The following is a 21,464-nucleotide window of genomic DNA, read 5'->3' as shown; positions in this document are numbered from 1 at the left end:
GGACCCACCTCGTGCTCGGTATCCCCACGCACCTCGCACCGCGAGTGAACGCGTGGTCGACGGTGCGGGCGTTCCACGCCGGTGCGATCGGATCGCTGGTGGCGGCTGCGATCGCGTTGCTGCTGTACCGGCTGTCCGAGCCCGACGTGCAGGTGATCAGTGCGGTCCTGGCGCTCGTCCCGATGCTCGGCATGATCGGTGTGCACGTGCAGTTCGGCACCTGGCGCTCCGCGGTCGCGTTCCTGGTCGTCGGCGGCGTCTGTGCGTGGTGGTTCGCGATGGTCGTGCAGCAACAGGTCCCGTTGGGCTGGGTCACCTCGTACCTGCTGTCGTTGGCGGTCATCCCGCTCATCCTGGTCGGCGGAGCCGGCGCCGTGCCGAGCCGCGTCGTGCTGTGGTCCTTCCTCGGGTTCCTGACCGGTCGGGCGGCGACGTGGATCGCGGTCGTCCAGGCTGACGGCCCACCGCGTCCGCTCGTGCTCGCCTGGGTGACGCTCGGGTTCGTGGTCGTGCTGGTGCTGTTCACGAGTCGGAGCACCGGTCGGTCGGAGCGGGTGCAACCGGAGTTGCTGCGGTCGGCGCGTGAAGAGCACGTCTCCGCGTACCGTGCCGGCGTCGAGGCCGAGGCGGCTGCGATCCTGCACGACACCGTCCTGAACCACCTCAACGCGATCGCCCTGGCACCCGACGGTCCGATGGACCCCCACCTGGCCCGGACCGTCGAGGCCGACGTCGCCGTCCTGACCGGCAAGGGCTGGCTCGCACCACCCGCGCGGCAACGGCCCGGCGCCGCGGTCGACGCGTTCGCCGTCATGGTCGACGAGCACCGCGCGGCCGGTCTCGACGTCACGGTGTCCGGCGATCCGGCCGCCCTCGACCGGCTCGACCAGCGTGCGGTCACCGCGCTCGTCCGTGCCGTGGGGCAGTGCCTGGCCAACGTCCGCAAGCACGCCGGCACCGACGCGGCCGAGGTCAGCGTCTTCGACGACGGCACGTCGTGCACCGTGATGGTGGTCGACGACGGTCGCGGCTTCGACGAGGACACCACGGGCGCCGACCGCATGGGACTGCGCGGCTCCGTGCGCGACCGCATCGCCCGGGTGGGCGGGGACGTGCAGATCTGGTCGTCGCCCGGCTCGGGCACGAGCGTGATGATGACGGTGCCGTTCGGGCCGGTCACCGACACGGTCGACACCGTCGCCCCCGGCCACGTCGACGCCGTGGTCCCCGGTGAGGTCGGCGGGCGGGGGACCGACCGGTGAGCGCCACGACCGGGGCCCGCCGGACCGCGCAGCAGTACGACCCGCTCGGCGCGATGGGATCACGTCCGCTCGCGATCGGGCTCGGTGCCTTCAGCATCGTCTGGGCGCTCCTGGTGTCCGTGTTCGACCGCGACGTCGTGGGCAGCCCCACCCTCAGCGCGCTCACCGTCATCCTGGTCGCGGCGTCGGCAGCGGTCGTGTTCACCGCCTCGAGTCCGTTCCGCGCACCGTTCCCGCGGTGGGCGTTCGTCGCGCACGTCGGGCTGCTCGGCCTTGCGTCGGTGACGAGCGTCGCCGCGCAGTGGGGCCCCGACCGCAGTGCCCTGAACGACTTCATGTCGCTCATCACGGCGACCGGCATCGTGATGGTCGCGCCCTACCGGCCGTGGACGGACCTCACCATCGGCGGGGCCCTGCTCGCCGTGGTGAACGCCGTCACGTGGGGCGTGGGCGCAGCGACGTTCCCCCACGAGATCCCCGTCGCCGTCGCGGCCTTCCTGGCGGCGGCCCCGACCCTGGTGCTGACCGCGGCGTCTGCAGTCTTCGCCTGGACGTTCGCCGGCCTGGCCGAGCGGGTGCAGATCCGGGCCGGTTCCTACTCCGTCGAGCGCGCGGAGCGGGACGGCATCGCGGCGAGCGTGCAGCAGGACCGGTCGACGATCCTGGCCCGCGACGTCGCGCCGTTCTTCGCCGAGCTCCGCACGCGCGAGGTCATCACCGACGCCGACCGCGCACGGGCCCGACTGATCGCCGACGGCATCCGCCGGGCGATGGTCGCCGATGCGGACCGCACGTGGTTCGAGCAGGCCGTGCGGGTCGAGGGTGGGGACGCTCCGGTGGTCGACGACCCGGACGGCCTCGCCGCCGCGCTCGACGCCGACCAGCGCTCCGTGGTGCGGACGTTCCTGCGGGCGGCGTTCCGTGCGTCGACCTTCGACCCCGCCGGGTTCCGGGCAACGCTCCGGCGCGCGGACGAGCAGGACGACGCGGCCACCCGCGCCGATCACGCCCGCACCGGAGCCGGCCGCGTGCTGCTCGAGCTCGACCTCGCCGTGGCCGACTCCGACATCGGGATCCACCGCACCTTCGACCCCTACTTCGCCGTCCTCCGTGTGACGTTCCCCGACCTCGACGTCGCGGTTCGTCCGTCCGCCCTCGCACTAAGGTTCTCCTATGACCAGCACTGACCCGAACAGGCTCTCGGAGGGGTCCCCGTCCCTCCCGAACCCGGGGGCACGACGTGTGCGGTTGGCCATCCTCGACGACCACGAGGTGCTGCTGGACAGCCTGTCGAGCTGGATCGCGGTGAACGCGTTCGACTTCGACCTGGCCCTGACCGCGCACACCTGGCTCGAGATGGTCCACAGCGACAGCTTCCCGACCGACCTGGTGTTCCTCGACTTCCAGCTCAAGGAACCCGTGTCGATCGAGGCCCGTGTCCGCACCTGCCGTGCCGCCGGCGCGAAGGTCATCGTGCTCTCGAGCGTCGACAGCCGCGAGTCCCGCGACCGTGCCCTGGCAGCAGGTGCCGCTGCGTTCCTGTCGAAGTCCCTGCCGATGCGCGAGGTCATGGACGTCGCCCGCGAGATCATGGGCGTCGCACGGGAGACCCCGCAGCCACGCGAATGGCGTCCGCTGCCCACCGGGGCGGCCGCGCACCAGCGTCCGAAGCTCAGTGCCGGCGAGGAAGAGGCGTTGCGGTTGTACGTGTCCGGCTACTCGACCAACGAGGTCGCCGGGCAGATGAACGTGCAGTACGAGACGGCGAAGACCTACCTGCGCCGGGTGCGCGAGAAGTACAGCAAGGTCGGCCGTCCCGCCTCGAAGAAGTCCGACCTGATCCGGCGGGCGGCCGAGGACGGGTTCCTCGCGTAGTGGCGAAGCTCTACTTCCGCTACGGCGCGATGAACAGCGGCAAGAGCACGGGGCTCCTGCAGGCTGCCTACAACTACGAGGAGCGCGGGCACCGGGTCCTGCTCGCCAAGCCCGCGGTGGACACCAAGGGCGACCGTGAGATCGTGTCTCGCCTCGGTGTGACCCGGACCGTCGACCTGGTCTTCGCACCCGACGCCGACGTCCGGTCCGCGGTCGCCGCCGCCAGTGCGGTCGACCCCGAGTCGGCCCGTCTCGACGGCATGGTCCGCGCGGTCAGCTGCGTCCTGGTCGACGAGGCGCAGTTCCTCACCCCGCAGCAGGTCGATGACCTGCTGCGCATCGCGGTCCTCGACGAGATCCCGGTGATCACGTACGGCATCCGCACGGACTTCCGCACCGAGGCGTTCCCCGGCAGTGCGCGCCTGCTCGAGGTCGCGCACTCGCTCGAAGAGCTCAAGACGATCTGCCGCTGCGGTCGCAAGGCCGTCTTCAACGCCCGCACCGTCGACGGCCGGTTCGTGTTCGACGGCTCGCAGGTGGCCATCGACGGCGTCGACGTCGCGTACGAGTCGCTCTGCGCCGACTGCTACCTGACGGAGTCCGGCGGCCGCCTCGACGGCGCCTGACACGTCCTGCCGGGTCGCGTCCTGCAGGTGAGCGGAGGACGGCCGGGAGGCGCGGGGCGGCCCCGCCACGGGCCTCCCGTCCGTCCGTCCGTCAGATGCGGCCAGGGCACGCGGAATGCGTGCGACGCGGCGCGCGTTGGCAACCACATGAGCGACGACACCCTGCACCTGTCCGTCCTGGACCTGGCGACGCGCGAGTACGGCCAGTCCAACACCGAGGCCCTGCAGGGCTCGATCGACATGGCGGTCCGCGCCGAGAAGCTCGGCTACGAGCGGTTCTGGGTCGCCGAGCACCACGGCATGCCCGGTATCACCTCGTCGGCCCCCGCGGTCCTGCTGAGCGCCGTCGGCGCGGCCACCTCGACCATCCGCATCGGCTCCGGCGGCGTCATGCTGCCGAACCACGCGCCACTCGTGATCGCCGAGCAGTTCGGCACGCTCCGTGCGCTGTACGGCGACCGCATCGACCTCGGGCTCGGCCGTGCGCCGGGCACCGACGGGGCGACCGCGATGGCGCTGCGCCGTACCGACCGGCTCGACGTCGACGACTTCCCGGACCGTCTCGCTGACCTGATCGGGTTCTTCACCGGCATGGACGAGTCGAACCCGCTGTCCCGCATCCGTGCGGTCCCCGGGTACGGCGACGTGCCGGAGTTCTGGCTGCTCGGGTCCTCCGGGTACAGCGCGCAGGTCGCCGGGGCGCTCGGCGTCTCGTTCGCCTTCGCCCACCACTTCGCGTCGGACAACACCGAGGCGGCGCTCGCCCTGTACCGGGACTCGTTCCGGCCCTCGCGGTTCCGCCAGACGCCGAACGCCCTCATCGGCGTGCAGGTCGTCACCGACGAGGACCCGGCCGTCGTCGACGAGCAGAGTGCTCCCGGGATGATCTCGTTCATCCGGATGCGGCAGGGGGCGAAGCCCGAGCCGGTCTCGATGGACGAGGCCCGTGCGTACGAGTTCACCGACCTCGAGCGTCGGTTCATCGCCGCCCGCACCGAGCGCCAGGCGTACGGCACCGCCGACCAGGTGGCGGACAAGATCAACGCGCTCGTGGCGTCCACCGGGGCGAACGGCGTGATCGTCGCTCCGGGTGCGGCGCAGGCACGGTACCGGCACCAGGCGCTCGATGTCGTGGCGGGGCTGCACGCCGCGGGGCAGCTCGTGCCCGCGGGCGCGGCGGCGTCCGCGTCGGTCTAGTTCGCTCGTTCGCTCGTTCGTTCGCTTGGTGAGCAGAAATGGTCGGGTCGCCCTCGGGCACCCGACCATTTCTGCTCACCAAGTGGGGCGGCGCCTCAGGCGAGCAGGCCCAGGCGCGTCGCCGCAGCCACGGCGCCGACCCGCGAACCGACGTCGAGCTTCCGGAACACGTTGTAGACGTGCCGCTTGACCGTGCCGATCGCGAGCTGCAGGTCCGCCGCGATCTCGGCGTTGGTGCGCGCGGCCGCGAGGAGCCGCAGGACCTCGAGTTCGCGGTCGCTGAGCGGCGACCCCGCGCGGGCCTCGGTGACCAGGTCCACCGGGAACGTCACCGGCGCGGCGTCGGCGTGCGCGGCGCGGGCGATGCGGTCGACGAGTTCGCGGCTCGGGGTGTCCTTCGTCACGAAGTCGACCGCGCCGGCGTCGAGCAGGGTCCGACGCAGGACGGCGTCGCGGTGCATCGTGAGCACCACCACGCGGATGTCCGGACGGGTACGGCGGACCGTGGCGATCGTGGTGCGCGCCGGCGGACCGTCGAGCTCGACGTCGAGGAGCAGGACGTCGATGGCGGCCGCCTCGGGGGAGTCGAGCACGTCGGACGGACGCTCGCCGTGTGCGACCACCCGGATCGTGGGGACGGCGGCGAGGATCGTGGCCAGTCCTTCGCGGAACAGCTGGTGGTCGTCGACGATGGCGACGTGCGTGACGGTCACAGCGTGCCCCGCGGGATCGTCAGGCGGACGGTGGTGCCGCTGGCGGTGCCGGGACCAGGTCCGCTCTCGACGCTCTCGACGTTCTCGACGTTCTCGACGCTCTCGACGCTCTCGACGTCGAGTCGCGCGCCGATGACCGCGGCCCGCTCGCGCATCGTCTGCTGCCCGAGGCGTCCGTCCGCGTCGGCATCAGGGTCGAAACCCGGACCGTCGTCGGCGACCGTCACGACGAGGGCGGCCGGCGTCCAGGCGAAGTGCACCTCGGCGGTGGAGTCCGGAGCGTGCTTCCGCCGGTTGGTGAGCGCCTCGAGCAGGATCGTCAGTGCTTCCTCGGCCTGCCAGTTCGGCAGCTGCTCGGGCGTGCCCGTGGCACGGAACGACAAGCGGTCGTCGTCGGGGAAGAGGTCCCGGGCGTGCCGGGCGAGCGCATCGTCGAGCATGGCGTCGCCGACGCGGGCGTGCAGGCTGACCGCCAGGTTCTGCACGTCGCCGAGTGCTCCGCGCAGCAGCCGTGCGGCGTCGTCGAGCTGATCGGCCCGTTCGTCGGCCGGGGGATCGGTCAGCAGCACCAGGTCGAGCCGCTGGAGCCCGGCGAGGATGCCGTGCGCCACGCGGTCGTGCAGGTCTCGCGCGATCTGCGTGCGGGAGTCCAGGTGCGCCGTCGTGACGCGCTGGCGCAGCGCCTCGGTGTAGGCGACGGCTCCGGCGGGGAACCGGCTCCAGATGCCCGCGTGCAGGGCTCTGGTGGCGCGCAGGACGTCGGCGGTGGACTCCGCGCCGACTTCCTCCACGAAGAGCGGCAGGTAGGCGTCGAACAGCATCTCCGCCGCGAGCATCGCGCCGGCGGGGTGCTGCGCGTGTTCGGCGTGCAGGGAGCCGGTGGCCAGGTGCTCCGGATCGAGGTATGTGTTGCTCACGACGCTGTCCGGGGCGCCGGCGGCGTAGCGCGCGTGTGCCTCGGCGATCATCGACGTCACGTTGTCGACGAGGTTCTGCGTCAGGACCGGGTCGTCGGCGAGCTCGGGGAACTGTTCTCGGATCTGCTCGGCTATCGCTGTGAGGTGCGCGCTCGGATACTGCATGACACGCTCAGGCTACCGCAGCGTCAAATTCGCCAGCGAGCAGCGTGCTGCTCGCCGATCAGGGCACCAGCAACACCCGCGCGATCGCGAGGAGGACCGGCACAGCGGAGACCACGACGAGGCCACTGCAACGCGCCCAACACGGCATCTGACGGCCGAGAGCTGTCGTGTACACGAGCACCGCCGAAGCCGCGATGGCCGGGCTGCTCGCGGACACGACCGAACCCGCAGGGTGCGGGTCCGTCGCCGTTCCGAGCACCGCGAAGAGCGTCAGGAAGCCGAACAGCGCGGCGATCGGGATCACTGCGCAGAGCGACCCGACCGTGGCCCATCGTCGCCGATCGCCCATCGTCTGCCTGGTCATCACCAGTCCGTAGATCAGTGACAGGACCGCGTGGAGGACCACTGACAGGAACAGGTGCGGCAGCAGTCCTGTCCGGCCCGAAGAATGCGCGATGAACTGCGCAGCGCTGTGCGCATTCACCGCACTCAGCACGAGTGCGGTGAGGAACGCGAGGACATGGGCGGCCCAGGACCGCATGGTCAGTGCACTCCTGCTCGTCGGGAACCACCGGATGAACATCGCCATGACGGTCGCGAGCGTATCGCCCGTGTCGCAGCGCGATGGCGCCGCACGCCGAACGATGGGTCACTGGACACATCGAGTCACGACGCCTGCCCCGATCAAGGCCGGAGTCGGACCTCGACCCAGGGATCCACGAAGACTGCTCGTACGGTGTCGCCGCACTGCACGCCCGTCGCGGTGGCGTTGCGACCAGGTCGGGCGGTCAGGCGGGCGCACCCGACTGCGTTCACGGACTCGTCCCCGAACCAGCCGGCACTGGACGAGCCCTGCCCGGTCGTGTACATCTCGACGTCGACGCGCTCGCCGTCACGTCGAACGGCGGTGATCACGGTCGACGGGAACGGCTTCGTCGTCCGGATCTCCTGCGGCGTCGCGTCGAGCAGGAGCAGCGTGTAGCTCTCCCCGTCGACGATCCGGCGTTCGAGGTCCGCTGCGCTCCGGCTCGCGCGAGCCACGGTCTCGAGACGATCGCGCACCGAGCGGACGGAGTCGTCCATCGCTGGCGTGACCTTGGCCGTACCGCTGCACGCGGTGGCGATCAGCATGGTCGCGACAGCGATCGCACCGATGGCTGCTGGGCGCCGGGACCTCGAGTGTTCCATCGTGGTCGAGGCTATCCGTCGAAAAGCAGAAGGCCCCGGTTCCGGAGAACCAGGGCCTTCTTCGTACTGTCTCAACACAGTGTCGGGGTGACAGGATTTGAACCTGCGACCTCCTCGTCCCGAACGAGGCGCGCTACCAAGCTGCGCCACACCCCGCGGTGTGATCACTCCGTACCGGAGCAACCCGACAAGTCTATCCGATGATCGGGGGTGCTCACGACCATCCGGCCAACTCCCGGGCGCGTCGTCAGGCGGTGCGGGCGGTGAGGGTCACGACGACCGCTTCGGGGCGGCACGCGAACCGCACCGGGGCGTAGATCGAGGTGCCTAGACCGGCCGAGACCTCGAGCCACGACCAGTGGTTCCGGTGCTCCCATTTGTGCAGCCCGCTGACGTACCGGCGGGGGAGGTCGCTGTTCGTGACGAGCGCACCGACTCCGGGCACCTGCACCTGACCGCCATGGGTGTGCCCGGCGAAGATGACGTCGGCTCCCTGGGTGACGAACGCATCGAGTACGCGGCGGTAGGGCGCGTGCGTCACGCCGATCGCGACGGGGGCGGGGCCGTCCTCGTCCTCGGACCAGGGGACCTCTCCGCGCATCTCGTCGACGTTCGTGGGGAGCAGGTCGAGCCGGTCCCAGTCGCGGTGCGCGTCCGAGGTGCCGAACAGCTCGAACCGGGAGCCGCGGAGCTCGATGGCGTGGGCGTGGTCGTTCAGGTCGAGCCACCCGAGGGACTCGAAGAACGCCGTTTGCCGGTCGATGTCGAGCTCGACGGGCTTCGCCTCGCTGTGCATCCGGCTCGGACCGGAGAAGTACTTCAGCGGGTTGCGCGGCGACGGCCCGAAGAAGTCGTTCGACCCGTACGCGAACACGCCGGGGACACCCCGGAACGGCTCCAGTGCGTACTCCACGGCGGCGTTCGCCGTGGGGTGCCCGAGGTTGTCGCCGGTGTTGACGATGAAGTCCGGCTCGACCAGGGACAGGTCGCGCAGCCACTGCTGCTTGTCGGCCTGCCACGGGGCCATGTGGATGTCGGACAGGTGCAGGACGGTGACGTCACGGGACCCCGGAGGGAGGACCGGAACTGTCTCCCACCGGATGCCGAAGCGTCGACGCTCGACCAGGGAACCCCAGGCGAACGAAGCGGCGCCGACGGCCGCGCCGGCTGCGAGGACCCCGAGCGCGGCGCGACCGCGGGTCACTTGCAGTCCTTGGGCGCCTTGCCGTTCTTGTCTCCGTACAGCTGGATCGTGACGCCGGCGTTCTTGTCAGCGGCATCACCGATCGCCGGGGCGACGGCGGCCACCTTGCAGGTCTTGTTGCCACCGCCCTTCGCGAAGTCATCCGCCACAGTGACGTTGCCGAAGCCGGCGTCGTTCAGTGCCGAGCGGGCATCACCGAGCGAGTCTCCGCCGATCTCGGGCACGTTGGCCTGCGACCCGTCCGAGGTGTAGACCGTCACGCTCGAGCCGGAGGACAGGAGTGCACCGGCGGACGGCGAGGTCGACGACACCGAACCGGGGTTGCCGGTGCCGGGGCGGGTGCCACCGTCGACGTAGTTGAAGCCGGCGCCCGAGATCGCCGCGCGGGCCTCGTCTGCCGTCTTGCCCTGCAGGTTCGGCAGTGCCTTGGCGTTGCCGCGGAGTGCCGAGCTGTTCGGGTCGGTGAACGGACCGGCGGGGTAGATCGCGTTGACCGGCGTCTGCGCCTGCCGCCACACGTCCGCACGGCTGGCGGCGTACGTGCCGCTCACCCCGTTGCTGAAGTTGCGGAGGTTGGTGAGCTTGCCGTCCGTGTTGCCCTGCCAGTAGGCGGTGGCGACACGCGAGCTCGAACCGACCAGCCAGATCTGGTTGCCATCGTCGGTCGTACCCGTCTTGCCGAAGAGCTGCATGCCATCCGGGGTCTGGGCGCCGCGAGCGGTACCGCCAGCGATCGTGCCCTTCATGGCGTAGACGGCTGCGTGGGCGACCTCGGGATCGATCGCCTGCTTGCAGTCCTTGGTCTGTCCGCCGAGCTTCTTGCCGGAGGGTGAGGTGATCTGGTCGATCGCGATCGGCTTGCAGTAGATACCGTTGTTCGCGACGGCCGCGTACGCGGCAGCCATCGTCATGGGCGCGATCTCGTTGATACCGAGGACCGACGAGGGGTTGGAGAGGAGTTCTCCTCCGTCTGCACGGTGGACCCCCAGTGACTCGGCGACCTTCTTGATGTCACACAGGTCGAGCTTCTGCGCCATGTTGAGGAACGCCAGGTTGATGGACTGCGCGGTCGCTGCAGCGACGGTGTAGTTGCCGCTCTCGCCAGCGCTATCGTTCTTCGGCCGGTATCCACCTCCGACGTAGTACGGCTGACCACACTGGGTCCAGCCCGTCGACATGTCACGCGGCGCGCCACTGACGACCTCGTTCAGCCCGTGGCCGGCCTGCAGCCACGCGAGCAGTGTGAAGAGCTTGTACGTCGAGCCGGTCTGGAACCCCTTAGCGCTGCCGTACTTCTCGTCGACGCTGTAGTTCAGCGATGTCGACGTCGGCGCCGACTTCAGCGACTCATCGAAGTCCTTGTTCTGCGCCATCGTCACGATGCGGCCGGACCCAGCCTCGATCGAGTTGAGCGTCGCACCCAGGGCCAGGCTCGTCTCGGCCTTGTTGTCGTACGTGTTGAGGAGCTGCTTCTGCTCGGCGTTCAGGTCGATGTTCAGCGTCGTCTGGATCTTGTAGCCGCCGTTCCGCCACGCGGTGTCGCGCGCCTTCTGCGACGAGCCGAGCTGCGACATCTCGAGCACGACCTTCTTGGCGTAGTCGCAGAAGAACTGCGAGCCGTCACCGACGGATGCCCGGCAGCCCTGCGAGGGCTGCGTCAGGTGCACGTAGTCCGCCGGCTTCGACAGGCGGGCCGTGCGGTACTCGGCTTCGGTCAGGTTCTTCTGGTCGTACATCGAGCGCAGGATGACGTTGCGCCGGGCGACGTTGGCGTCGTACTTCTTCGGGGTCGACAGGTTACGTGCCTCGGGGTACTGCACGATGGCCATCAGCGACGCGGCCTCGGCTGGCGTCAGCTTCGTCGCGCTCTTGTTGTAGTAGTGCTGCGCCGCGGCCTGCACGCCGTAGGTCTGGTCGCCGAAGTAGGCGATGTTCAGGTAGGCGGTGAGGATCTCCTTCTTGGAGTACTTCTTCGCCAGCCCGATCGCGAGCTTCATCTCCTCGAGCTTGCGGGGGATGGTCTGCTCGACGGCCTCGTTGTAGGCCTTCTCCTGCTCCTTCTTGGTCGGCAGGTTCAGGGCCTCGTTCATCTTGATGTTGCGGACGAGCTGCATGGTCAACGTCGACCCACCGCCCGAGTCGCCGAGCCCGCCGGCGATGCTGCCCACGCCGGCACGGATGAGCGAGGTCATGTCGACGCCGCCGTGGCTGTAGAAGCGCTTGTCCTCGCCGTCGATGGCGGCGTTCTTCAGCTGGTCGCTGATCTGGTCGTACTTCAGTTCCTGCCGGTTCTGGTCGTACAGCGTCGCGAAGTGCACCGACTTGCCGCCCGAGTACGCGTACAGCTCGTTGCGCTGCGGCAGGTCACCGATCTCGATGTACTCCGGCAGCGACTCGAACACACCGATCGTCGACGTCGTCGTGACACCGGCGACCGCGATGGCCGGGGTGACCCCGATCGTGACGAGCAGGCCGGCAAGGGCACTGAACCCGACGAATCCGATGAAGGCGCCGACTGCTGAGACGGGCTTGGTCCGCGAGGCAGACGTCTTCTGGGCAGACATAGGATGCAGCCTAAACGACACCCACGACTGAAAGGCTGGCAAGGAACCGCATGACTCGCTGGGAGTACTTCACCACGCCCCTGATGATCCACAACACCACCGCCATCCTCAACAACTACGGGGACGAGGGCTGGGAGCTGGTCCAGATCGTCACCGGCCCCGAGGGTGGGCTCGTCGCGTACCTCAAGCGCCCGAAGGCCGACGCATGACCGTCGCGGACCGCCTCGCCGAGCTGGGGCTGACGCTCCCGCCGGTCGCCGCACCCGTCGCCGCCTACGTCCCTGCGGTCGTCACCGGCCAGTACGTCTACACGGCCGGCCAGTTGCCGTTCGTCGACGGCGCACTGCCCGTCACCGGCAAGGTCGGGGCGTCGGTCGACGCCGAGACCGCCACCGCGCAGGCCCGCGTGGCCGCGCTCAACGCCCTGGCCGCCGTCGAGTCGGTCGCCGGCTCGCTCGACCGCGTCGCCCGGGTCGTCAAGGTCACCGTGTTCGTCGCCTCGGAGCCGTCCTTCACGGGCCAGCCCGGGGTCGCGAACGGCGCCTCCACCCTCGTCGGCGAGGTCTTCGGCGACGCCGGCGTCCACGCGCGCAGCGCGGTGGGCGTGGCGGTGCTGCCGCTGGACGCTCCTGTCGAGGTCGAGCTGGTGGTGGAGCTCACCGCCTGACGGCGGCGACCGACGGAACGAACGTGAGCAGGGCCTCCAGTCCGGATCTGACTGGAGGCCCTGCTTTCGTTCCCAGGACTACATGAGTTCCGCGATGGTCGCCATGATCGTCGGGTCGGCCAGCGTCGTCGTGTCGCCGATGCGGCGGCCCTCGGCTGCGTCGCGCAGCAGGCGCCGCATGATCTTGCCGGAGCGCGTCTTGGGTAGTTCGGGGACGATGACCACCTGGCGGGGCTTCGCGATCGCACCGATGCGCTTGCCCACCCAGTTGCGGAGTTCGGTCGATGCGGATTCGCGGTCGACGTCCGCCGCTGCCTCCGCCGTCAGGATGACGTACGCGACGACCGCCTGTCCGGTGGTCTCGTCGGCGGCTCCGACGACGGCGGCCTCGGCGACGCCCTCGTGCCCGACCAGGGCGGACTCGATCTCGGCCGTCGACAGGCGGTGTCCGGAGACGTTCATGACGTCGTCGACGCGGCCCTGGATCCAGATGTCGCCCTGACCGTCGAGCCGTGCACCGTCGCCGGCGAAGTACCGGCCGGGGAACCTCGACCAGTACGTCTCGACGAAGCGGTCCGGGTCGCCCCAGATACCGCGCGCCATCGACGGCCACGGCTCGGTGATGGTGAGGTAGCCGCTCTCGCCGGGGTCGGCACGGTTGCCGTCGTCGTCGACGATCTCCGCGACGATGCCGGGCAGCGGCGTCTGCGCGGCGCCGGGCTTGAGCTTCGTGACGCCGGGCAGGGCGGAGATCATGATCGCGCCGGTCTCGGTCTGCCACCACGTGTCGACGATGGGCGTGCGGTCGTGGCCGATGACCTGGCGGTACCAGTTCCACGCCTCGGGGTTGATGGGTTCGCCGACACTGCCGAGCAGCCGGAGGCTCTCGAGGCTGCGGGCCTCGGGGATCTCGCGGCCGGCCTTCATCGCCGCACGCACGGCGGTCGGCGCGGTGTACAGGACGGTGACGCCGTAGGAGTCGACGATGTCCCACCAGCGGCCGGGCTTCGGCTCGTCCGGTGTGCCCTCGTACAGCACCTGCGTCACGCCGTTCGCCAGGGGGCCGTAGACGACGTACGAGTGCCCGGTGATCCAGCCGATGTCGGCGGTGCACCAGTAGACGTCCTTCTCCGGGTGCATGTCGAACACGTTCTTGTGCGTGTACGCGGCCTGGGTCAGGTACCCGCCGGAGGTGTGCACGATGCCCTTCGGCTTCCCGGTCGTGCCCGAGGTGTACAGGATGAACAGCGGGGTCTCGGCGGGGAAGGCCTCTGGCGTGTGCTCCGGGGCGGCCTTCGCGACCTCGTCGTGCCACCACAGGTCGCGGTCGTTCCAGGCGATCTCGTTGCCGCCGCGCTTGACGACCAGGACGTGCTCGACGCTGTCGGTGCCCTCGCCCTCGAGCGCCTCGTCGACCGCGGGCTTGAGCGCTGACACCGCGCCGCGGCGCCAGCCGCCGTCGGCCGTGACGACGAGCTTCGCGCCGGCGTCCTCGATGCGGGCGCGGAGGCTCTCGGCGCTGAACCCGCCGAAGACCACGGAGTGCACGGCACCGATGCGGGCGACGGCGAGCATCGTCACGACGGCCTCGGGGATGAGCGGCAGGTAGACGACGACGCGGTCGCCCTGCCCGACGCCGAGGTCGGTGAGCATGTTCGCGGCGCGCTGCACGTCGGCGGTCAGTTCGGCGTAGGTGATCCGGCGGGTGTCGCCGGGTGCGCCCTCGAAGTGGATCGCCACCCGGTCCCCGTTGCCCGCACGGACGTGCCGGTCGAGGCAGTTCTCGGCAACGTTGAGCGCGCCGTCGGCGAACCACTTCGCGAACGGGGCGCCGGACCAGTCCAGGGTCTGCGTGAACGGGGTGCGCCAGTCGAGCAGGCTGCGGGACTGCTCGGCCCAGAAGGCCTCGCGGTCGGCGGCGGCGGCCTCGTGCAGGTCCTCGTGCGCGACGGCGTCGGCGACGAACTCGGGTGTCGGCGGGAAGGTGGCGCCGTCGTCCTCGCGGTGGTCGGTCTGGGTCGGAGTGGACATCGATGTCCTTTCGCGTCGTTGCGTCCTCAGGGTGCGCCACGGAGACTACCCCTCGGCCCGTGCGCTGCGCGGTTCCGTGACGAGCGGCGGCTCGACGGCGGGTCCGAGTGCGTCCTGGTCGCGGCGGCACGCCCGGCGGTCGTGTCGGGGGTTGCCACGAGGGGCGGATCGTGGGGTACAGTAGTTCCTGCTGGACTCGTTTCCGGCGGCATCGAATCGGATTCCCCCCAATCCTTCGATGTCCAGGCGGCACCAGTTCCCCCCAACCGGTGCCGCCTCTTCTTTTGCCCGGAGTCCGGCTCGAGCGATCGACGCTCGTCGGCCTCCGGCGATCGGCGGCGATCCGCGCAGGCATGCCGGTCGAGTGGACAGACCGGTACATGCTCACGCATGGAGCGTGCAGCTCCGTCGTAGCAATTGCTACTCCCGTTCGGCAGCCCTGCGTCCGGGGTCCTGTTGCGATCAGCGGTTGCGAGGCTCGCCGACTGTCGCGCCGTGGAGTGGGGTACGACTTTCTGTTTCGGGGGACAAACCGGTCCGTTGGTCGCTCGCGTCTCTACCGCTCCACAGGCTGCTTGTGGCACCAGATGCCGAAAGCGGCTCGCCTCGTACGCTCTGGCGTCATGCACCGTCACCGTGCCGCGCCCTTCCTGCCCGGGGCCGGGCCTTCGCTTCCCGCGACCGCCACCGTCCTCCGACGTCGAACGCACGGTGTCGTCGAGTTCGAGGAACTCGCCGGACTCGTCTCCGATGCCGGGGTCACCGACGTCCTGGTCGTCGGCGGTGTCGGCACCTGGACCGACCGTGGCGGCGGACTCGAAGCCGCCGCGCCGCGCCTGACCGAGTCGCGCACTCGCGAGCTCGCCACGCGCCTGGTGGCGCTCGGCGGACGCCACGTCGACGAGACCACGCCGTGCGCCGACGTCCGGCACGGCGACGGCATCCGGGTGCACGTCGTACTCGCCCCGGTCGCGGTCGGCGGCACCGCGGTCTCGATCCGACTCCCGCACCCCGAGCGTCCGACCCTTGCCGCGCTCGAACGCGCCGGCACCTTCGAGCAGGTGCCACGCTCCGTCGTCGAGGACGCCGTCGCCGCGCGCCGCAACGTCCTGGTCACCGGTGCGACCGGCAGCGGCAAGACCACCCTGCTCGCCGCGCTGCTCGGCGCCGTCCCTGCCGACGAGCGGATCGTCACGGTCGAGGACGTCGCCGAGCTGCGCATCGCCCACCCGCACGTGGTCGCGCTCGAGGCACGACAGGCGAACGCCGAGGGCGTCGGAGCGCTCGGCCTGGACCGCCTCGTGCGCGAGGCGCTGCGGATGCGACCCGACCGGATCGTCGTGGGGGAGTGCCGGGGTGCCGAGGTCCGCGAGCTGATGTCCGCGCTGAACACCGGCCACGACGGCGGTGCCGGCACCGTGCACGCGAACGGTGTCGCGGACGTCGCCGCTCGGCTCGAGGCGCTCGGTGCCCTCGCCGGGCTCGGGGTCGAGGCGCTGGCCCGACAGGCGGTCAGTGCGTTCGACCTGGTGCTCCACGTCGAGCGCCGGGCAGGCGGGCGACGGCTCGCCGCGGTCGGCGCGTTCCACGTCGGGTCGGACGGGAGGCTCGGGGTCCGCCCGGTGGACGGCGCTCCGTGAGCAGGTGGCTGCTCCGCCGAGGGCGGCGCGATCGGCGTCCGGCGCCGTTCGACCCGGCGCGCGTGGCCGGCACCCTGGACCGGGTGGCGACGCTCGTCGCGGCCGGGGTCCCTCCGGCGCGGGCCTGGGAGCTCGTCGGCAGGCTCCCGGCCGGGAACGCCCCGGCGTCCGCGGACATCGCCGTCGTCCTCCGGGTCGCGGAACGGACCGGCGCGCCCGTCGCGGAGACGCTCGGCGCCCTCGCCGGCGCGCTCCGTCGATCGGCGGCATCGGACCGGGCGATCCGGGTCGCCCTCGCCGGCCCGCGCACCAGTGCCCGCGTGGTCCTGGCACTGCCGCTCTTCGGGCTCGGACTCGGGGCGTCGTGGGGATCCGGAGCCGTGCAGGTCCTCACCGGATCGCCGCTCGGCTGGGGGTGCTCGGCGGTCGCGGCGCTGCTCGTGCTGCTCGGGCGGGCGTGGACCGCGCGGCTCGTCCGGTCGGCGACGCCGGACGGGCGCGTGCCCGGGGTCGTCCTCGACGCCTGGGCGGTCGCCGTGTCCGGTGGCGGCTCGTGGATCGCGGCCGGAGAGGCGGTCCGTCGCGCCACCGGCGGGAACGTCCCTCCGGCCGCTGACGCGGTCCGCCTGCGCGAGGTGCTCGACCTGGCCCAGCGCGCGGGCGTCCCCGCCGCGGGACTGCTGCGTCGTGCCGCGGAGGACGTCCGTGACGACGCCGCTGCCGCCGGACTCGCCGCGGCCGAGCGCCTGGCGGTCCGACTGGTGCTGCCGCTCGGCACCTGCGTCCTGCCCGCGTTCGTGCTCGTCGGGGTGGTGCCCGTCGTGGTCGGCGTCCTCTCCTCCACCGTCGTCGGTGCGCGGTGACCTCTCCACAGATGCCGATCGAGGTCCCGACCGGGCGGTGACCGCGCGCCACGCTGGAAACCACGCAACAGAAGGGACGAAACCCATGAGCACCACACCGAACCGCATCCGTCGCACCCGCCGCGTCGCCGACCGGCTCCACGCCGCCGTCCAGGACGACCAGGGGTCCGCGACCGCCGAGTACGCGGTCGTCATCCTCGCCGCCGTGGCGTTCGCCGGCGTGCTCGTCGCCGTCATGCGCTCGGGCGAGGTCCAGACCATCCTCACCGAGCTCGTCCGCGGTGCCCTCGCGCTGTGACCGTGCGGGATCCGGTGACCGGGGCTCGGTCACGGTCGAGTTCGCGGTCGTGCTGCCCGTCGTCGCACTCGTCCTCACACTGCTCGTCGCGGCCGTCCTCGTCGTCGACGGACAGGGACGCCTGCAGTCGGCCGCGGCGGTGGCTGCGCGGGGTGTCGGACGCGGGGACGACGCCGTCGGACTCGCTGCCGCCGAGCGGATCGCGCCGGGATCCTCCGTCACCGTCCGGCGCACGGCCGACCTGGTGTGCGTCGACGCCACGCGCGGCGGCACCGGTCCGTTCGCAGTGCTGCCGCTCCGGGCGACGGCCTGTGCCGCGGCACGAGGACGCTGACCCCGAGCGCGGTTCGGTGACCGTGCTCGTCGCCGCGGTCCTGGGCATCGGGGTGCTCGTCGCGTCGGCGGCGCTCGCCGCCGCCGGACACCGCACGCAGGTGGTCCGGGCCGGGGACGCCGCCGACGCCGCCGCGACCTCGGCCGCCGCGACGTCGATCGGGCTCCTCACCGGGCAGCCGTGTGACGTCGCCGAGCGGGTCGCGCGGGCGAACGGCTCGGCGCTCGCGAGCTGCGACCTCACCGCCACGACGGCCCGGGTGCGCGTGGTCGTCGGCTCCGGACCGTTCGCCGTCGGCGCATCCGCGGTCGCCGGTCCGGCGGACTGCCAGCCCGAGCACTGTGTGTATGGTGTGCCTGTCGGCCACCGGTCACCGATGTCCCGGGCGACCCGGACACGTTCGTGTCCAGGGCCGACCAGCACCACGGATCAAGGAGACACGTGCCAGGCACGAAGAAGCTCGTGATCGTCGAGAGCCCTGCGAAGGCGAAGACGATCGCGCAATACCTCGGTGACGGATACGAAGTCCAGGCCTCGGTCGGACACATCCGCGACCTCGTCGAGCCGAAGAACCTGCCGGCCGAGCTCAAGAAGGGCTCCCTCGGCAAGTTCTCGGTGGACGTCGACAACGGCTTCGAGCCGTACTACGTCGTGTCCGATGCCAAGAAGAAGACGGTCGCCGAGCTCAAGCGTGCGCTCAAGGACGCCGACGAGCTCTACCTCGCAACAGATGAAGACCGCGAGGGTGAAGCGATCGCCTGGCACCTGCTCCAGGTCCTCAAGCCGAAGGTCCCCGTCAAGCGGATGGTCTTCCACGAGATCACGAAGGAGGCGATCCAGCGGGCGCAGGAGGCCACCCGTGAGCTCGACACCGCCCTCGTCGACGCGCAGGAGACCCGCCGCATCCTCGACCGTCTCTACGGGTACGAGGTCTCGCCGGTCCTGTGGCGCAAGGTCGCCCCCGGCCTCTCGGCCGGTCGTGTGCAGTCCGCCGCGACCCGGCTCGTGGTCGACCGTGAGCGCGAACGCCTCGCCTTCGTCTCCGCGAACTACTGGGACCTCTCCGCGCGCTTCGAGAAGGCGGGGGAGTCCTCCTTCTCGGCGCGACTCGCCCGGATCCAGGGAACCCGCGTCGCCTCGGGGCGCGACTTCGACGACCGCGGTGCGCTCAGTGGCGACGTCGTGCGCCTCGACGAGGCCGCAGCCGCCTCGCTGACCGCCGTGCTCGAGCGCGCCGGGGACGCCACCGTCCGCAGCGTCGATTCGAAGCCGTACACCCGGCGTCCGGCGGCACCGTTCACCACGTCGACCCTGCAGCAGGAGGCAGCGCGCAAGCTGCGCCTGTCGCCGCGGCAGACGGCGCGTGCAGCCCAGACCCTGTACGAGAACGGCTACATCACCTACATCCGTACCGACTCGGTCTCGCTCTCGAAGCAGGCGATCGACGCCGCACGCAAGCAGGCGGCCGACCTGTACGGCGCCGCGACGGTGCCGGACAAGCCCCGCCTGTACGCGAGCAAGAGCAAGAACGCGCAGGAGGCGCACGAGGCGATCCGCCCGTCGGGTGACTCCTTCCGCACCCCGCAGGAGCTCCAGGGCACGCTGACCGGCGTCGAGTGGCGGCTCTACGACCTCATCTGGAAGCGCACCATCGCGTCCCAGATGGCGGACGCCAAGGGTTCGACCGCGTCGATCGTGCTCGGCATCGCGTCGACCGAGTCGGTCGAGGGCATCACGTCGACCGCGAACGGCACCGACGCCGAGTTCACCGCGTCCGGCACCGTCATCACCTTCCGCGGCTTCCTCAGCGCCTACGAAGAGGGCCGCGACGAGGACCGTCACGAGTCGAGCGAGCGTGCCGGGCAGGACGTCGCCCTGCCCGACGTCAAGCAGGGCGAGCACCTCGAGGTGCACGACGTGCTGGCGAAGGGCCACGACACCACGCCGCCGCCGCGCTTCACCGAGGCCAGCCTCATCAAGACGCTGGAAGAGCTGGGGATCGGGCGTCCGTCGACGTACCCGACGATCAGCCCGACGATCATCGACCGCGGCTACGTGTCGCTGCGCGGCACCCAGCTCGTGCCGAACTGGATCGCGTTCAGCGTGGTCCGGCTGTTGGAGGAGTACTTCGGCGAACTGGTCGAGTACGACTTCACCGCCGAGATGGAAGAGGACCTCGACCGGATCGCCCGCGGCGACGCCGACCGGGTCGACTGGCTCAAGGGCTTCTACTTCGGTGGGGGCGACGACGACCAGCGCGGCCTGCGGACCGTCATCGACAACCTCGGTGAGATCGACGCGCGTGAGATCAACTCGGTCGAGCTCGCACCGGGCCTCACCCTGCGGATCGGTCGGTACGGCCCCTACATCGAGGTGCCGAGCGACGACCCGGAGAAGCCGCGTCGCGTCAACGTCCCCGAGGACCTGGCCCCCGACGAGCTGACCGTCGAGAAGGCGAAGGAACTCGTCGACGCCCCCGTCATCGGCGACCGCGTCGTGGGCATCAACCCGGACACCGGCAAGGAGGTCCTGGCGAAGGACGGCCGCTTCGGTCCCTACGTCACGGAGCGCACCCCGGAGCCCGAGCCCACCGTCGACCCGAAGACCGGCGAGGTCGTCGAGACCGCGGCTGTGCCCGAGCCCGCAGCGGCCGAGGCCCCCGCCGAGACCACGACCGGCAAGAAGGCACCGGCGAAGAAGGCCCCGGCGAAGAGGACGACGAAGAAGGCCGCGGCACCCAAGGAACGGACGGCCTCGCTGTTCAAGTCGATGGACCCGGCGACCGTCGACCTCGAGACCGCGCTGAAGCTCCTCGACCTGCCCCGCGTCGTCGGCCAGGACCCGGAGACCGGCAACGACATCACCGCGCAGAACGGTCGCTACGGCCCCTACCTGAAGAAGGGGACGGACACCCGGACCCTGCCCGGCGAGGACGCGATCTTCGACATCGACCTCGCCGGTGCGCTCGAGATCTTTTCGCAGCCGAAGTACGGCGGCAACCGTGCCGCGAGCTCCGCGCTGAAGGAGTTCGAGGCGGACCCCGTGTCCGGCAAGCCGATCAAGATGAAGGACGGCCGCTTCGGCCCCTACGTCACCGACGGCGAGACGAACGCGACGATCCCGAAGGGCGAGGACGTCGAGGCCGTCGACCACGCCCGTGCCGTCCAGCTCATCGCGGACAAGCGCGCCAAGGGCCCGGTCAAGAAGAAGACGCCGGCCCGACGGGCGCCGGCCAAGAAGAAGTGACCGGACGGTTCATCACGCTCGAGGGCGGCGACGGCGCGGGCAAGACGACCCAGGCCGAGCTGCTCTCGGCGTGGCTCGTCGAGCACGGCCGCACCGTCCTGCGGACCCGCGAGCCCGGTGGCACCGAGCTGGGCCTGCGGATCCGCGAGATCGTCCTGCACGAGCGCGGGCACGTGTCGCCCCGAGCCGAGGCGCTGTTGTACGCGGCGGACCGCGCCCACCACGTCGAGACGGTCGTCCGTCCGGCGATCGCCCGCGACGAGGTCGTGCTGCAGGACCGGTACATCGACTCGTCGGTCGCCTACCAGGGGGTCGCGCGCGGTCTGGGCGCCGAGCACATCCGCTCGGTGTCGGCGTGGGCGGCGGACGGCCTGGTGCCGGACCTGACGATCCTGCTCGACCTCGACGTGACGGTCGGCCGTGCGCGGGTCGCCGCGGCCCGCGGGGACACGTTCGACCGCCTGGAGTCCGAGGCCGAGGCGTTCCACGAGTCGGTGCGACGGGCGTTCCTCGACATGGCGGCGGCCGAGCCCGACCGGTTCCTGGTGGTCGACGCCGGCGGCTCCACCGAGGACGTCCAGCGCGCCATCCGCGCCGCGGTCGCCCCGCTCGTCGCGATCGACCCGGCATGACCGTGGCCACACGGACGACGATGGTCGGCCGCCTGACGGTGG

At 70.9% G+C, this 21,464-nt stretch carries 21 protein-coding genes and 1 tRNA gene; 14 read left to right on the top strand and 8 right to left on the bottom strand.

Translation table 11 applies throughout. The features are described 5' to 3' along the window. The first annotated feature begins 11 nt into the window (after positions 1-11). The 5 genes from KZI27_RS14060 (at position 12) to KZI27_RS14040 (ending at position 4,960) form a co-directional block, all read left to right on the top strand. Positions 12-1,262 carry a sensor histidine kinase gene (locus KZI27_RS14060; protein WP_222658100.1) on the top strand — a complete coding sequence of 417 codons (1,251 nt, stop codon included), beginning with the start codon at positions 12-14 and terminating at the stop codon, positions 1,260-1,262. Beyond that, entirely contained in the window at positions 1,259-2,449 is a 1,191-nt protein-coding gene (locus KZI27_RS14055; RefSeq protein ID WP_222658099.1) for a hypothetical protein, read from the top strand. Before KZI27_RS14060 ends, KZI27_RS14055 begins: the two co-directional genes overlap by 4 nt. Beyond that, positions 2,436-3,137 (top strand): response regulator transcription factor, encoded by a 702-nt coding sequence (locus KZI27_RS14050; RefSeq protein ID WP_261783902.1) that lies wholly within the window; start codon positions 2,436-2,438, stop codon positions 3,135-3,137. The genes KZI27_RS14055 and KZI27_RS14050 overlap by 14 nt, the downstream gene beginning before the upstream one ends. After that, positions 3,137-3,763 (top strand): thymidine kinase, encoded by a 627-nt coding sequence (locus KZI27_RS14045; RefSeq protein WP_222658098.1) that lies wholly within the window; start codon positions 3,137-3,139, stop codon positions 3,761-3,763. The genes KZI27_RS14050 and KZI27_RS14045 overlap by 1 nt, the downstream gene beginning before the upstream one ends. A gap of 147 nt (positions 3,764-3,910) precedes the next feature. Further along, positions 3,911-4,960, top strand: coding sequence for an LLM class flavin-dependent oxidoreductase (locus tag KZI27_RS14040; protein WP_222658097.1), 1,050 nt, complete (start codon positions 3,911-3,913; stop codon positions 4,958-4,960). 95 nt (positions 4,961-5,055) lie between these two features. Here KZI27_RS14040 and KZI27_RS14035 read toward each other — a convergent pair whose 3' ends face one another. From KZI27_RS14035 to KZI27_RS14005, 7 genes are all read right to left on the bottom strand, one after another. After that, entirely contained in the window at positions 5,056-5,673 is a 618-nt protein-coding gene (locus tag KZI27_RS14035; RefSeq protein ID WP_222658096.1) for a response regulator, read from the bottom strand. Continuing rightward, on the bottom strand, positions 5,670-6,755 hold the full coding sequence (locus KZI27_RS14030; RefSeq protein WP_222658095.1) for a sensor histidine kinase: 1,086 nt from the start codon (positions 6,753-6,755) through the stop codon (positions 5,670-5,672). The genes KZI27_RS14035 and KZI27_RS14030 overlap by 4 nt, the downstream gene beginning before the upstream one ends. A gap of 58 nt (positions 6,756-6,813) precedes the next feature. Then, the gene (locus KZI27_RS14025) at positions 6,814-7,344 is read right to left on the bottom strand and encodes a hypothetical protein (RefSeq protein WP_222658094.1); all 531 of its coding nucleotides are present in this window, start codon (positions 7,342-7,344) and stop codon (positions 6,814-6,816) included. A gap of 95 nt (positions 7,345-7,439) precedes the next feature. Continuing rightward, a complete protein-coding gene (locus KZI27_RS14020; RefSeq protein WP_222658093.1) occupies positions 7,440-7,943 on the bottom strand; it encodes a hypothetical protein in 504 nt (167 codons plus the stop codon). A gap of 82 nt (positions 7,944-8,025) precedes the next feature. Continuing rightward, positions 8,026-8,099, bottom strand: a tRNA-Pro gene (locus KZI27_RS14015). 91 nt (positions 8,100-8,190) lie between these two features. Continuing rightward, positions 8,191-9,147: a metallophosphoesterase gene (locus KZI27_RS14010; RefSeq protein WP_123313800.1), complete on the bottom strand. Its 957-nt coding sequence runs from the start codon at positions 9,145-9,147 to the stop codon at positions 8,191-8,193. Continuing rightward, on the bottom strand, positions 9,144-11,711 hold the full coding sequence (locus KZI27_RS14005) for a transglycosylase domain-containing protein (protein WP_222658092.1): 2,568 nt from the start codon (positions 11,709-11,711) through the stop codon (positions 9,144-9,146). Before KZI27_RS14005 ends, KZI27_RS14010 begins: the two co-directional genes overlap by 4 nt. A 50-nt stretch (positions 11,712-11,761) precedes the next feature. Between KZI27_RS14005 and KZI27_RS14000 the strand changes: the two genes are divergently transcribed. Together KZI27_RS14000 and KZI27_RS13995 are read left to right on the top strand one after the other, a co-directional pair. Then, positions 11,762-11,920, top strand: a complete 159-nt coding sequence (locus tag KZI27_RS14000) for a DUF4177 domain-containing protein (RefSeq protein ID WP_017888699.1) — start codon at positions 11,762-11,764, stop codon at positions 11,918-11,920. Next, positions 11,917-12,378: a RidA family protein gene (locus tag KZI27_RS13995; RefSeq protein ID WP_222658091.1), complete on the top strand. Its 462-nt coding sequence runs from the start codon at positions 11,917-11,919 to the stop codon at positions 12,376-12,378. The genes KZI27_RS14000 and KZI27_RS13995 overlap by 4 nt, the downstream gene beginning before the upstream one ends. A 78-nt stretch (positions 12,379-12,456) precedes the next feature. Here KZI27_RS13995 and acs read toward each other — a convergent pair whose 3' ends face one another. Further along, entirely contained in the window at positions 12,457-14,409 is a 1,953-nt protein-coding gene (gene acs, locus KZI27_RS13990; RefSeq protein WP_222658090.1) for an acetate--CoA ligase, read from the bottom strand. Between the two features lie 623 nt (positions 14,410-15,032). Between acs and KZI27_RS13985 the strand changes: the two genes are divergently transcribed. From KZI27_RS13985 to tmk, 7 genes are all read left to right on the top strand, one after another. Then, complete coding sequence (locus KZI27_RS13985) at positions 15,033-16,049, top strand: TadA family conjugal transfer-associated ATPase (RefSeq protein ID WP_222658089.1); 1,017 nt, start codon at positions 15,033-15,035, stop codon at positions 16,047-16,049. A gap of 62 nt (positions 16,050-16,111) precedes the next feature. Beyond that, positions 16,112-16,912, top strand: coding sequence for a type II secretion system F family protein (locus KZI27_RS13980; RefSeq protein WP_222658088.1), 801 nt, complete (start codon positions 16,112-16,114; stop codon positions 16,910-16,912). Positions 16,913-16,997: 85 nt separating this feature from the next. Further along, entirely contained in the window at positions 16,998-17,210 is a 213-nt protein-coding gene (locus KZI27_RS13975; protein WP_222658087.1) for a DUF4244 domain-containing protein, read from the top strand. Continuing rightward, on the top strand, positions 17,194-17,544 hold the full coding sequence (locus KZI27_RS13970) for a TadE family type IV pilus minor pilin (protein WP_222658086.1): 351 nt from the start codon (positions 17,194-17,196) through the stop codon (positions 17,542-17,544). Before KZI27_RS13975 ends, KZI27_RS13970 begins: the two co-directional genes overlap by 17 nt. 16 nt (positions 17,545-17,560) lie before the next feature. Then, positions 17,561-18,010: a hypothetical protein gene (locus KZI27_RS13965; protein WP_222658085.1), complete on the top strand. Its 450-nt coding sequence runs from the start codon at positions 17,561-17,563 to the stop codon at positions 18,008-18,010. Next, positions 17,986-20,790, top strand: a complete 2,805-nt coding sequence (gene topA, locus KZI27_RS13960) for a type I DNA topoisomerase (protein ID WP_222658084.1) — start codon at positions 17,986-17,988, stop codon at positions 20,788-20,790. The genes KZI27_RS13965 and topA overlap by 25 nt, the downstream gene beginning before the upstream one ends. Further along, positions 20,787-21,422 carry a dTMP kinase gene (gene tmk, locus KZI27_RS13955; protein ID WP_222658083.1) on the top strand — a complete coding sequence of 212 codons (636 nt, stop codon included), beginning with the start codon at positions 20,787-20,789 and terminating at the stop codon, positions 21,420-21,422. The genes topA and tmk overlap by 4 nt, the downstream gene beginning before the upstream one ends. Positions 21,423-21,464: the final 42 nt, after the last annotated feature.

It is taken from the genome of Curtobacterium sp. TC1 (assembly GCF_019844075.1).
In the GTDB taxonomy this organism is placed as follows: Bacteria; Actinomycetota; Actinomycetes; order Actinomycetales; family Microbacteriaceae; genus Curtobacterium.
Note: the sequence above shows the minus strand (reverse complement) of the source record. Positions and strands in the feature narration are given on the sequence as shown.